12 protein-coding genes are annotated in these 12,720 nt (G+C 63.3%); 5 read left to right on the top strand and 7 right to left on the bottom strand.

The annotated features are described in order from the left end of the window. Window positions 1-17: 17 nt before the first annotated feature. Entirely contained in the window at window positions 18-698 is a 681-nt protein-coding gene (locus tag YH3_RS08795; protein WP_003944312.1) for a 1-acyl-sn-glycerol-3-phosphate acyltransferase, read from the bottom strand. A 63-nt stretch (window positions 699-761) separates the two neighbouring features. Between YH3_RS08795 and YH3_RS08790 the strand changes: the two genes are divergently transcribed. From YH3_RS08790 to YH3_RS08780, 3 genes are read left to right on the top strand one after another with little or no spacing between them, the layout of a single operon-like run. Continuing rightward, window positions 762-1,325 carry a TetR/AcrR family transcriptional regulator gene (locus YH3_RS08790; RefSeq protein ID WP_064443266.1) on the top strand — a complete coding sequence of 188 codons (564 nt, stop codon included), beginning with the start codon at window positions 762-764 and terminating at the stop codon, window positions 1,323-1,325. A 33-nt stretch (window positions 1,326-1,358) separates the two neighbouring features. Continuing rightward, the gene (locus YH3_RS08785) at window positions 1,359-1,802 is read left to right on the top strand and encodes a MarR family winged helix-turn-helix transcriptional regulator (protein ID WP_003944339.1); all 444 of its coding nucleotides are present in this window, start codon (window positions 1,359-1,361) and stop codon (window positions 1,800-1,802) included. A gap of 23 nt (window positions 1,803-1,825) precedes the next feature. Continuing rightward, window positions 1,826-3,082, top strand: a complete 1,257-nt coding sequence (locus YH3_RS08780) for an MFS transporter (RefSeq protein WP_003944384.1) — start codon at window positions 1,826-1,828, stop codon at window positions 3,080-3,082. Between the two features lie 51 nt (window positions 3,083-3,133). On the opposite strand, the gene pyrE is transcribed toward YH3_RS08780, so the two are convergent. From pyrE to clpB, 5 genes are all read right to left on the bottom strand, one after another. Continuing rightward, entirely contained in the window at window positions 3,134-3,667 is a 534-nt protein-coding gene (gene pyrE, locus YH3_RS08775; RefSeq protein WP_003944385.1) for an orotate phosphoribosyltransferase, read from the bottom strand. A gap of 74 nt (window positions 3,668-3,741) precedes the next feature. Beyond that, complete coding sequence (locus YH3_RS08770; protein ID WP_037131478.1) at window positions 3,742-4,542, bottom strand: SDR family oxidoreductase; 801 nt, start codon at window positions 4,540-4,542, stop codon at window positions 3,742-3,744. Window positions 4,543-4,588: 46 nt separating this feature from the next. Then, window positions 4,589-5,461 (bottom strand): hypothetical protein, encoded by an 873-nt coding sequence (locus YH3_RS08765; RefSeq protein ID WP_064443500.1) that lies wholly within the window; start codon window positions 5,459-5,461, stop codon window positions 4,589-4,591. Between the two features lie 86 nt (window positions 5,462-5,547). Continuing rightward, on the bottom strand, window positions 5,548-6,519 hold the full coding sequence (locus YH3_RS08760; RefSeq protein WP_003944332.1) for a hypothetical protein: 972 nt from the start codon (window positions 6,517-6,519) through the stop codon (window positions 5,548-5,550). A 158-nt stretch (window positions 6,520-6,677) separates the two neighbouring features. Further along, window positions 6,678-9,230, bottom strand: a complete 2,553-nt coding sequence (gene clpB / locus YH3_RS08755) for an ATP-dependent chaperone ClpB (RefSeq protein WP_007726750.1) — start codon at window positions 9,228-9,230, stop codon at window positions 6,678-6,680. A 182-nt stretch (window positions 9,231-9,412) separates the two neighbouring features. On the opposite strand from clpB, the gene YH3_RS08750 reads away from it, so the two are divergent. Further along, the gene (locus YH3_RS08750; protein WP_007726748.1) at window positions 9,413-10,609 is read left to right on the top strand and encodes an FAD-binding oxidoreductase; all 1,197 of its coding nucleotides are present in this window, start codon (window positions 9,413-9,415) and stop codon (window positions 10,607-10,609) included. A gap of 16 nt (window positions 10,610-10,625) precedes the next feature. Further along, window positions 10,626-11,372 (top strand): FAD-binding oxidoreductase, encoded by a 747-nt coding sequence (locus YH3_RS08745; protein WP_003944435.1) that lies wholly within the window; start codon window positions 10,626-10,628, stop codon window positions 11,370-11,372. A 3-nt stretch (window positions 11,373-11,375) separates the two neighbouring features. Here the strand turns inward: YH3_RS08745 and YH3_RS08740 are convergent, their stop codons facing one another. Next, window positions 11,376-12,536, bottom strand: a complete 1,161-nt coding sequence (locus YH3_RS08740) for a globin domain-containing protein (RefSeq protein ID WP_054781177.1) — start codon at window positions 12,534-12,536, stop codon at window positions 11,376-11,378. Window positions 12,537-12,720: the final 184 nt, after the last annotated feature.

Genomic DNA, 12,720 nt, shown 5'->3' with positions numbered 1-12,720 from the left:
CGACCGTACTGGGTCACTCAGGCGGCATCGCCGGATTTGACGTCCGCGCCGTAGACATCGACGTATTCCTGCCCCGACTGGTCACAGAGCACTGCCATCAATTCGTCCGTCGCCGCACGCACGACGGCCTGGTAGCCACGAAGTTCGCGGTACCGAGAGAAGTCGATCGGCTCCCCTACCGTGATCCGGACCTTGCTGAAGCGCCACATCCGCGTACCCGGCGGGTTGACTGCGTCGCCGCCGTGTACGACGACGGGAATGACCGGCGCCCCGGTTTCCAATGCAACTCGAATCGCTCCGGTCTTTCCCTTGTACAGGCAACCGTCGGGTGATCGTGTTCCCTCGGGGTAGATCCCCCAGACACCACCCTTGTCGAGAATCCCGATGGCCGTGTCCAACGCCGCACGGGAGGCGTCGGCGCCGCTACGGTCGATCGGCACCTGACCGGCCCCACCGAAGAACCAGCGCTGCATCGCGCCCTTCACACCGGTCCCGGTGAAATATTCACTCTTCGCGACGAAGGTGATGCGTCGGCGCACCATGAGAACCAGGAAGAACGAGTCGACGACTGCCCGATGGTTGCCGGCGAGAATCACCGGCCCTTTCTTGGGGATGTGGTGCTGCCCCTCGATCGTCGGCCGCCCGAACAGCCAGAGGACCGGGCCGATCAGGACGTATTTGAACAGCCAATAGAGCACAGGGCATCACCTTTTCCGTCTAGTAGACAGTGTCTACGACGAGAATAGTAGACACTGTCTTCCATGACTGTCAGCAGCCTTCGCGAAACACTCGTCGCCACCGGCGTCGAGATTCTCGATGCCGACGGCGCCACAGAACTGACGCTACGGGAGATAGCGCGTCGGGCGGGCGTGTCGCACGGCGCCCCGCGGAGATACTTTCCGACCCACAACAGCCTGCTAGCCGCAATTGCCTCACACGGCCTGCGCGATCTCGCCGACAGACTCAATCCCGTCCTCGCCGGCAAACAACCCGCTCGTAGCCGATTGATCTCGGCAGCAATCGAATACGTGTCATTCGCCCAGGAGCGACCGGCGATGTTCGAGTTGATGTTTCGCCACGACCTCCTCGAGGGCGCAGGCAGCAACCTCCGAGAGTCTTCACTCCCGCTCTTCGCCGCCCTGCAATCCCTGACCGAAGAGGCCGACGCCTCCGATCCCACCACATCTGCGTTGAACATCTGGACCGGAACCCACGGCATCGCAGTGCTGGCGGCAAATCGAAGCCTCACACTCGTCGCACCCGACCTCGATGTGCCGTCGCTGGTAGCCACCGCCGTGACGGACCACCTTCCACGGACTCGTTGATTTACATAGTTAACCTATGCAATAATATTCTTCGTGACAGACGAAGAACAGCAACTGCACGAACTACTCGTCGACCTCGTGAGCAATACGCACCGCTTCGCGAAGCTGGCAGGCTCCTTCGCGTCCGATCAGTACCCACGCGCCTGGCTGCGCGCACTCTCGTTACTCGAGGAATACGGCGAAATGCGGATCAGCGACTTCGCTCGACTCGACAGAAGCTCGCAGCCCTCTGCCACTGCACTACTGCGCAAACTCGGCGAGAACGGTTACGTCGAACGCCGCGCCGACCCCGAAGACGCCCGGGCAGTTCGAGTGGCCATGACGGACAAGGGACGAAAGATCTTGAACGACGGCCGAAACGAGATCGCCGACGCTCTAGTCCCCCACTTCGTCGAACTCGGGCCCGAGCAGATCAAGAAACTGGCCGACGGATTGGCCGAATTGCGGTCCATCATCAAGACTTCCGATCCCAGCTGAAATACCCACCACTGAAAAAGGAGGTGGCCGTGAGCAACACGACCGCGACATCAACGCACCAGAACGAGGCTCCGCCGAGCCTCCTGAAACAACCGAAAGCGGTGTGGGCGGTAGCCTTTGCCAGCGTCATCGCCTTCATGGGCATCGGATTGGTCGATCCGATCCTCAAACCGATCGGCGAACAACTCGACGCCACACCGTCGCAGGTTTCGCTGCTGTTCACCAGCTACATGCTCGTCACCGGCGTGGCCATGCTCATCACCGGTGTGGTGTCCAGCCGCATCGGCGCCAAGAAAACACTTCTTGCAGGCCTTGCCATCATCATCGTGTTCGCTTCTCTGGCAGGCGCTTCCAGCACCATCGGCCAGATCGTCGGATTCCGTGCGGGCTGGGGACTCGGCAATGCACTGTTCATCGCAACGGCGCTCGCGGCAATCGTCGGCGCGGCCAGCGGCGGCGTGGCACGGGCGATCATCCTGTACGAGGCTGCATTGGGCATCGGTATCGCAGTCGGACCGCTGGTCGGCGGAGTTCTCGGTGACATCAGCTGGCGCGCACCGTTCTTCGGCGTCGCAGCCCTGATGGCGGTCGCCTTCATTCTCATCGTGGTGATGCTTCCGAGCGCACCCAAGCCCGAACACCACACGTCCATCGCTGCGCCCTTCCAGGCGTTGCGGCACCGCGGGCTACTCACCGTTGCCATCACCGCGCTGCTCTACAACTACGGATTCTTCACGCTGCTCGCGTACACGCCGTTCCCCCTCGACATGGGGGCGTACCCGATCGGATTCATCTTCTTCGGTTGGGGCCTGATGCTGGCGATCTCGTCGGTTTTCCTCGCCCCTCGCCTGCAACGACGCTTCGGCACCCTGCCGATGATGATGCTGGCACTGACCCTGTTCGCACTCGACCTGGGCATGATGGCGCTCTTCACCGAGAACAAGATCGTCTTGATCGTGGGTGTCGTCCTCGCCGGTTTGTTCCTCGGCGTGAACAACACACTCATCACCGAAACCGTCATGATCTCAGCTCCCGTGGAGCGGTCGACCGCCTCGGCTGCTTACAGCTTCGTTCGATTCGTCGGCGGCGCCGCTGCTCCGTGGGTAGCCGGCAAGCTCGGCGAGTCCAACGTCCACATGCCGTTCTGGGTCGGCGCGGTGCTCACCCTCGCCGCCGTATTCGTCCTGTCTAGCGGACGTAAGGTTCTCGCTCACGTCGACGACCACGATCCCGCGCCGCACAGCGTCGACGAAGCACTCGCCGTCACCGTAGGCGACTGACCCCTGTGAGTGGTTGAGGAGTGCAGGGACTCCTTAACCACTCACGGGGCGTCAGCTCAGGTTCAGATCTTCCAGGCCCAGCAGCGAGCGGTACTCGACGCCCTCGGCACCGATCACCGCATCCGCACCCGTCGCGCGATCGACGACCGTAGCGACTCCGACCACGGTGGCCCCTGCCTCGCGCAGGGCCTTCACTGCTGTCAACGGCGAATTGCCCGTCGTGGTCGTGTCCTCGACAACCAGGACACGCTTGCCGACGATGTCCGGGCCCTCGATCTGGCGCTGCATCCCGTGGGCCTTCGCGGCCTTGCGGACGACAAACGCATCGATCGGTCGGCCGGGAGCGTGCATCACTGCCATAGCGACCGGATCGGCGCCCATCGTCAAACCGCCGACGGCGTCGAAATCCCAGTCCGCGACCAGTTCACGCAGCAGCGAGCCGATCAGCGGCGCTGCCTTGTGGTGAAGTGTCGCGCGGCGAAGGTCGACGTAGTAATCGGCTTCCTTGCCCGAGGACAACGTCACCTTTCCGTGTACAACAGCCAATTCGCGCACCAGCGCAGCCAAATCCTCACGATCGCTCATGAGTGCTCAGCCTACCGACCACTGCCTTGTGTTCGGCTTCTGCCTCTGGGCTACGTCCGGCTTCCGCCTCTGGGCTACGTCCGCCCGCGGCCACGTCCGACGATGTTGGTCAGCCGGCGAACCAGCCCCTTGGGAACGAGACGCCCGGCCGTCGTGAGGACCTTGTACTGGAATCCCGGAATACTGATGACCTTGTCGTCACCGAGATCCTTCATCGACGCCGCAACCACCTGGTCGACGCTCAGCCACATCGGCTTGGGGATCGTGGACATCTCGATGCCCGCGCGCTCGTGGAACTCGGTGCGAATGAAGCCCGGGCACAGCGCCTGCACGCGCACTCCCGTCCCGGCCAACCCGCCGGACAGCCCTTCGGTGAACGAGATGACATAGGCCTTGCTTGCCGAATACGTCGAACCCCGCCCGGACAGCAGGCCCGCGACGCTCGCCACGTTGACAATCGTTCCGTGCGCCGACGCGATCATGCTGGGCAGCGCCGCACGGGTCAGCCGCATCACGGCGGTGACGTTGACGTCGAGTTGAGACTGAAGAAGCGCCGGATCGGCGGTCCAGAACTCGCCGGAGGTACCGAATCCGGCGTTGTTCACCAACACCTCGACGCCCTTCTCCAAACGAAGCGCGACCGTGTCGCGTCCGGCCTCCGATGCGAGATCGGCAACCAGAATCTCCGACTCGGTGCCGAACATCGTCTTCAACTCGGACGCGAGGTCGTGCAATCTGACCTCGTCACGTGCGACGAGAACCAGGTCGTATCCGAGGGAGGCGTATTTCTTGGCGAAACCGGCGCCGAGACCAGAGGTGGGTCCGGTCACCAGGGCAACGGGACGCACAGGGCGATCCGAGTGGGAAGTCGACATACCGGCCACGCTAGTGGTTATCGCGCCTGGACGGGAACCTTAAAGGTCAGTCGACCGGGCGAATTGTGCCCGAGCGCTGCGACGCCGGGCGCTGAGCCGGCTTGTCAGCCGCCTCGGGCTTGCGCAGCGATTGATCCGGACGTGGCGCAGATTCCCGCGGTGCGGGCTCACGCGGGGCAAATTCACGCGGCGGAGCGTCACGGGGCGGCTGTTCTTGACGCGAACGGGGCTGTTCTACCGGATCCGGAGTTGGGCGAGACTTCTCGGCGCCCGGCCGCGGGCGGCTCGGATCGTGATCGACCTCGAGTTCGTTGGGATCGGTGACGGGAGGCAGGACATGCAGAATGCCGGACAGGCGCGCAACCGACTCGATTGCCGCGTCCCAGTCCCGGCCGTTACTGGTCACCGGAAGCGAACCGAGCGTCCACTGCCCTTCGCTCCACAGCATGCTGATCGACGGCGGAACCGATTCGGTGAACGCCACCATGCGCTGATCACAGACACGACGTGCGATCTCGAGATCGGTCGCGAAGACGACTCGTGAACCGATCGCGCCCAACAGGTTCAGGTCGCCGTCCTTGGGCGGAGCCGTCGACTTCAACCGAAGATCGATGTCGACGTCCGACCCGATCTCGCGGCGAACAGCCACGATGGTTGCGGTCTCCTCCAGGTCGAACAGCACGAACTGCTCTCCGCGACGGCGGCCGCGGACGACGTCGGTAGCAGTGAGGTAGTCCTGCTTGGCCATGACCGCGCGGTGCCATTCGCCTGCCAGCTGATCGTCAGTGGCCGTGTACGTGTAACCCTGCGCCTTGGCCCAGATCTGACGCACTCGCCCGGATTGATCTCGCCTCGTCCTGTCGACGTACAGAAGCGCACCCGCGCCTGCGAGTGCAATTGCTGCCAGTCCGAACCACATTCCAGTCATCACCCTCCAGGGTAGCGACTCGCGGCCTCAACCTCCCGCGACACCCTGGTGGACTCGCCCGATGTGTCGTGAACGACTCAGTTGCCGAACTTCGGCAGCGACGTACTCAGAATCGTGTTGGCGGTCATCGTGCCGTTCTCCACCGGCGTTCCGTCAACGACGATGTTGTCTCCCGGTTGCAGATCGGCGATGGTGGCGCGGTTGAGCGCGATGAGCGTGGTGTCCGCGGTGGTCAGAATCGTCACCTGCGAACCCCCGATCGAATCGATGACCAACGTGCCGCCGTCGTTCGACTTCACGGTGCCGACGGCTCCCCCGGCGTCACCGATGACTTCGCCGAGCCCGCCTGGAAGCTGGCTGAGCGGAGAATCCGTCGTCGGAGTCGGCGCCGTGGTGCTGGCCTTCGGCGGTGTCGTGGTCGGCGCCTGCGTCGTGGTGGTCGGGGGAACGAAAGCGGTCTGGGTGCCCTTGTCGTTCGAGCCGAACGCCGAGAACGCGATGATCGCGATCACGGCGACCAGGATCCCGACCACACCGGCGGCCACCCACGTCGCGAGCTTGCGCTTCTTACCGCCGCCCGACGATCCATCGTCGATGAACGGCTGTTCCGGCGGAACTCCACCGCCACCACCGGCAACCGGATACTGCTGTGTATTTCCGTACTGCTGCGTGTTCCCGTACTGATCCGGGTTCCCGTACTGCTGAGCGGTGTACGGCGGATAGGCCTGCGTCGCACCAGGCGGCGGCGCCTGCGGATCGAACTGCGGGTTGTAGGCAGGGAACGCCTGAGTGGGATTCGGCTGCTGCCCCTGCTGCCCCAAGTACTCCGTGTTCTGATCCGGTCCGCCGTAGGGATACTGCTGTGCCCCCGGATACTGCTGTGCCCCCGGCTGCTGACCGAAATACTCCGTCGGCTGGTTCGGATTCTGGCCGGACACCGTCCCGTACTGCTCCGTCGGCTGGTCGGGCGTACGCCCCCACACCTCGGTGGCCTCGGGATCCTCACGGCGCGGCCCACCCGAGTTACGCGGATCGTTCTCATCGGTCATGCCTGGCTCACCTTCGGTTGGGACGAAAGAGCGTCGGAGTCGTTCGGAGAGGCGCGGGTGCACTCGTCCCCGGTTCGAGCATCCAGCCATCCAGGGTAGAACAAAATGCGAATGCCCCGCCGATCCAAGTGGATCGACGGGGCATTCCGCTTACCGAATCAGGAGAGAACCAACTGATCCGCGTCCTCGCTGACACCGACGTGCACGGTGTCGCCGTCCTGGACCTTGCCGGCCAGGAGCAGCTTGGCGAGCTGGTCGCCGATCGACTGCTGAACGAGTCGACGCAATGGCCGAGCGCCGTACAGCGGGTCGTAGCCGCGCACTGCGAGCCACATCCGAGCCGCACCGTTCACCTCGAGGGTGAGACGACGCGCAGCCAGACGCTTCTGCAACTGCTCGAGCTGGATGTCCACGATGTGCTCCAACTGCTCCTCGGAGAGCGAGTCGAAGATGACCACGTCGTCGAGACGGTTGATGAACTCCGGCTTGAACGCGTGGCGTACCGCATCCATGACCTGCTCCCGCGTGCCACCGGATCCCAGGTTGGAGGTCAGGATCAAGATGGTGTTGCGGAAGTCCACCGTGCGGCCTTGACCGTCGGTCAGTCGGCCTTCGTCGAGCACTGCAAGCAGGACGTCGAACACGTCCGGGTGTGCCTTCTCGACCTCGTCGAAGAGGACCACCGAGTACGGGCGTCGCCGAACTGCTTCGGTGAGCTGGCCGCCGGCTTCGTAACCGACGTATCCCGGAGGGGCACCGACGAGTCGGGCCACCGAGTGCTTCTCACCGTATTCGCTCATGTCGATACGGATCATCGCGCGCTCGTCGTCGAAGAGGAAGTCCGCCAAGGCTTTGGCGAGCTCCGTCTTACCGACGCCGGTCGGGCCGAGGAACAGGAAGGAACCGGTGGGCCGATTGGGGTCGGCGACACCTGCTCGGGCGCGGCGAACCGCATCCGAGACGGCGACGACGGCGTCGGTCTGGCCGACGACGCGCTTGCCGAGTTCGGACTCCATGCGGAGCAGCTTCTCGGTTTCGCCTTCCATCATCCGGCCGGCGGGGATTCCGGTCCAGGCTGCGACCACGTCTGCGACGTCGTCGGGCCCGACCTCTTCCTTGAGCATCACGTCACCGTCGGAGGCAGCTCCGGAAGCGGCTGCTGCCTCTTCCAGTTCCTTCTCGAGCGCCGGGATACGGCCGTAGCGCAACTCGGCTGCCTTGCCCAGATCGCCGTCACGCTCAGCGCGTTCGGACTCTCCTCGCAGGGTTTCGAGCTGTTCCTTCAGCACGCGCACCGAGTCGATGGCCTGCTTTTCGTTCTGCCAGCGGGTGCTGAGCTGATTGAGCTTTTCGCGGTCGTCCGCGAGTTCCTGACGCAGCTTCTCGAGCCGAGCCTTGGACGCGTCGTCGGTTTCCTTCTCGAGTGCCACTTCTTCGATTTCGAGTCGGCGAACCGTGCGTTCCACCTCGTCGATCTCGACGGGACGCGAGTCGATCTCCATACGAAGTCGCGATGCGGCTTCGTCCACGAGGTCGATGGCCTTGTCCGGCAGGAACCGCGACGTGATGTAGCGGTCCGACAGCGCGGCAGCCGCCACCAACGCGGAGTCGGTGATGCGCACGCCGTGGTGCACCTCGTAGCGCTCCTTGAGGCCGCGCAGGATACCGATGGTGTCCTCGACCGAGGGCTCACCGACGAGCACCTGCTGGAAACGACGCTCGAGTGCTGCGTCCTTCTCGATGTACTTGCGGTACTCCTCGAGTGTGGTCGCACCGACCAGTCGCAGCTCACCACGGGCGAGCATCGGCTTGATCATGTTGCCTGCGTCCATCGCGGATTCACCGGTGGCTCCGGCGCCGACGATGGTGTGCAATTCGTCGATGAAGGTGATGACCTGTCCGGCACTGTTCTTGATGTCGTCGAGGACAGCCTTGAGGCGTTCTTCGAATTCACCGCGGAACTTGGCACCGGCGACCATGGACCCGAGATCCAGGGACACGACGGTCTTGCCTCGCAGCGATTCCGGGACGTCACCCGCGACGATGCGTTGGGCAAGGCCCTCCACGATCGCGGTCTTGCCGACGCCGGGCTCACCGATGAGTACCGGGTTGTTCTTGGTACGACGCGAGAGCACCTGCACGACACGGCGAATCTCGGTGTCGCGACCGATCACCGGGTCGAGCTTGCCGCTACGTGCAGCTTCGGTGAGGTCGGTGGAGTACTTTTCCAGCGCTTGGTAGGTGCCTTCGGGCTCCGGGCTGGTGACGCGAGCGCTGCCGCGGACGGTGGTGAAGGCTTCACGCAATGCGTCCTGGGTAGCGCCATGACGTACGAGCAACTGTGCGACGTCGGAGTCCCCGCCGGCCAGTCCGTAGAGGACGTGCTCGGTGGAGACGTATTCGTCGTCCATCTCGGTGGCGAGGTGCTGAGCAGCAGTGAGTGCCGCGAGTGCCTCACGCCCGAGTTGCGGGGTGGAGCTTGCGCCGGTTGTCTTGGGTAGGCGATCGACGATTGCCTGTGCTTCACGGTGTACGACCGTGGGGTCGACGCCTACAGCTTTGAGGAGTGGGGCAGCGATGCCGTCGGTCTGGTCGAGCAATGCGACCAGCAGATGGGCAGGCCGGATATCGGGGTTACCCGCCGACGACGCCGACTGCAGTGCAGCCGTCATCGCAGCCTGGGTCTTGGTTGTTGGTGTGAACGAGTCCACTTGTCACCTTTCTGGCGAAGTCGAACGGGAAGAGCCGCGACCGGTTGGTATTGCGACTGTGTCAATATGCTCAACGCGGACAAACTTGAGTCTATTCCGCTCAAGTTTGTTTTCGCCAGGCCGAGTTGGTTTCGTAGGTCACATTTTCAGCCGTACTAGAATTGTGGCGAGAGTTGCAGCTGGTGCGAAAGGGGGATGGATTGGATCCGACAGTGATCGCCCGTCTGCAATCCAGCCTCGATTCTCTGACCGACGACGAAGAGAGCCGTGCGCACTTCTCGGCAGTGTTCTACACCGGCCTCTTTGCGGAACATCCTCTGTACCGCTCATTGTTCCCCGCCGGGATGGAATCGCAGGGCCACCGTTTCTTCAGAGCCATCGAGTTCGTCGTGAAGAATCTGCCCCAGCATCGCCGAATCCGAAAGTTCCTCACCCAACTCGGCCGCGACCACCGTCGCTACGGCGTCGAGCGTGAGCACTATGAGGCCGCCGGCGTCGCTCTGAAGCGTGCGGTTCGGTCGATGTACGGCACGAGCGCGCACAGCCGCTACAAGTGGACGCCGGAGCTGGACGAGGCCTGGTCTCAGTTCACCGACCTCGTCGTCGGCACGATGGCCGACGGCGCCGAATCCGATACGACCCCGGCGCTCTGGGGCGCAACCGTGGTCAGTCACGAACGAGTCCTCGACGATCTGGCGATTGTTCGCCTCGAAGCCGACCCACCCATTCCGTACGGGGCGGGGCAATACGTAGGTGTTCAGATTCCCCAGCGCCCGAAAATGTGGCGGTACTACTCACCGGCGATTCCGACCAACCCTTTCGGTCAGCTCGAGTTCCACATCCGCAAGGTGTCGGGAGGATGGGTCAGCCCCGCGATCGTCAGCGAAACCAACGTCGGTGACCGCTGGGTCATGTCCACTCCCCTCGGCGGTCTCGAGGTCGACTTCACCAGCGACCGTGACGTTCTCATGATCGGGTCCGGCACCGGTATCGCTCCACTGCGGGCACAGGTGATGGAAATGTCTCAACGCGCGCACAACCCGCGCGTGCACCTGTTCGTCGGCGGCCGCTATCCGTGCGATCTCTACGACCTCGAAACCCTCTGGCACATCTCGCTCAGCAACCCGTGGTTGACCGTCGTACCGGTTTCCGAAGAACCCGAAAACCCTTGGTGGCACAACGGACCGGTGCTCGAACCACCGTTCGGAATGCACAGCCGGCTGATCGGACCGATCGGAAAAGTGGTCGCGCAGTTCGGCTCGTGGGCCGACCGCCAGGTGCAGATCTCGGGGTCACCGTCGATGATCAAGACAACCGTCTACGCCTTGCGTGCCGGCGGAACTCCGCTCGACCAGATCCGGCACGACCCGCTCTACTGACTACAGGAGTACTTTCATGGCCCAGCGAACCTGGTCGAGCACAGTCGTCGAACATCACCGTCTCCGTGAGGATCTGGCGGTTGTTCGTCTTGTCGGCGACGTCGTCCCGTTCCGACCGGGCCAGTACGTCGACGTCAGCGTCCCGCAGAATTCGCGGTTGCTCCGTCGACTCTCCCCCGCACTGCCTCCCTCACACGACGGGAAGTTGGAGTTTCACGTCAAGACGGTTCCCGGTGGTTGGGTCAGCGGTTCGATAGTCAAGGACACCCAGCCTGGTGACGTCTGGCAGATCCTCGACCCGCGCGGCAACCTGTCCGTCGACGAGAACGGCCCCACCGTCATCATGGTCGCGGGCGGAACCGGTTTGGCCCCACTCCGGTCGATCATTCTCGATCTGGCTCAGACCCCGAACCCGCCGCAGGTGTACCTCTTCTTCGGTGGCCGAACGCTTCGTGATCTCTATGCTGCGGACATGCTGTGGCTGCTCGCCGACCAGTTTCCGTGGTTGCAGCCCATTCCTGTCGTCGAAGATCTCTCCGACGGCGGCCCGCCCGACGGATGGTTCGACCGGTTGAACGTCGACATCGGATTCGGCGACGATCATCTCATCGAAGGCACGCTCGCCGACGTCGTCGCGTCGTACGGTGCATTCACCGAACATCAGGTCCTGGTGTGCGGATCGGCGGCCATGGTTCGGTCGACGCGTGATCGATTGATCGAGGCCGGAACGCCGGCCGAGGTCATTCAGTTCGATCCGTACTGACGGTCAGTACGTCGGGTCGTTGCGAACGGTGTCGACGTCGATGCCCACTGCGCGAAGCCTGAATTTGGTGCTGTTGACCATGGATTCGCTGCCTACGACCTGAATGTCGTAGCCCGCCCAGTCCCCGAACGAGGTCACGACCTTACCGACCTTGCCGACGATGCGCCGCTTCATGCCGATCGGCGGCAGTGGCTCCACTTCGGTGTGCCACCACGGATTCTCGTCTTCTTCGGAGACCGGGATGATCGTGAGCCACGGGTACTTCTCTGCCAGCTTCCACAGATGCGGAAGGTCGTAGAGATCGCACGGATGCTGTCCGGAGTAGAACAGTTGGACCTTGCGGGTGTTGCCGCGTCGGATCAGCTCGAGTATCTGAGCGCGCAGCGGAGCCACTCCGGTTCCCGACGCGATCATCAAAAGGTCCTTGGAGTTCTCCGGAATCCCCAAGGCGCCGATGGGCGAACCGACCACCCAGGTGTCTCCGACAGCGGTCTGGTTCACCATGACCGGGCTGACCCACCCGCCGGTGACCTGGCGGATGTGGAACTCGAGGATTCCGGTCCCGTCGTACGGCGTGGCCGGAGAGAGGTAGCGCCACATCCGTGGCCTCGCGGCGACCTGCACGCTGACGTACTGACCGGCGCGGTACTCCATCGTCTGGTCGAGTTGCAGCCGCACGACGGCGACGCCCTTGATGACCGGGCGGCATTCGATGACCGTGGCACTCCACGCGGGCGGACCGCCTTCCGCGTTGGCGGCGTCCATCATCGCTGCAGAGATGATCGCGAGCGCGTTGCGCCACGCGCTGTCGACCTCGTCTGTCCACATTTCGGCGCCACCGAAAGTCTCGAGTGCTTCGATCAGGGCATTGCCGACTGCCGTGTAGTGCTCGTCGGTGACGCCGTACTTACGGTGATCGCGGCCGAGCTGCGCGAGGTACTCGAGTATCGCGTCGGACTCGTCGAGGCGTTCGACGACGTGAGCGATAGCGCTGACAAGCCGGTCACGCTGCACATCCATCGCTGCCGGAAAGAACTCCCGGGTTTCGGGCGATCGAGCGAACAGGATCGAATAGAAGGTACGGGCGAGCCGTTCCGGACCATCTTCTACCGCAGCGACGGATTTGAAGCTCGACCGGACCAGAGAGATTGCTTGCGAATCCACGCTCATCCTCGTCCCGACTAGACGCGGCAAGACCCGCCGCGGAATTTCGTCTGCAGCTTATGTCACAAATGTCTGACTCGTAAATCATTCTGGACAAGTGTCACAATGCGACCCCATTTCGCGGTGTGACCGTCCCTTTCTTATTCTTGCGTGCAAGATAAACAAGAGCTTCGACACTCTCGAT

The sequence above is a fragment of the Rhodococcus sp. YH3-3 genome (assembly GCF_001653035.1).
Taxonomy (GTDB): domain Bacteria; phylum Actinomycetota; class Actinomycetes; order Mycobacteriales; family Mycobacteriaceae; genus Rhodococcus_F; species Rhodococcus_F qingshengii.
This window is presented reverse-complemented; position numbering and strand designations above follow the sequence as displayed.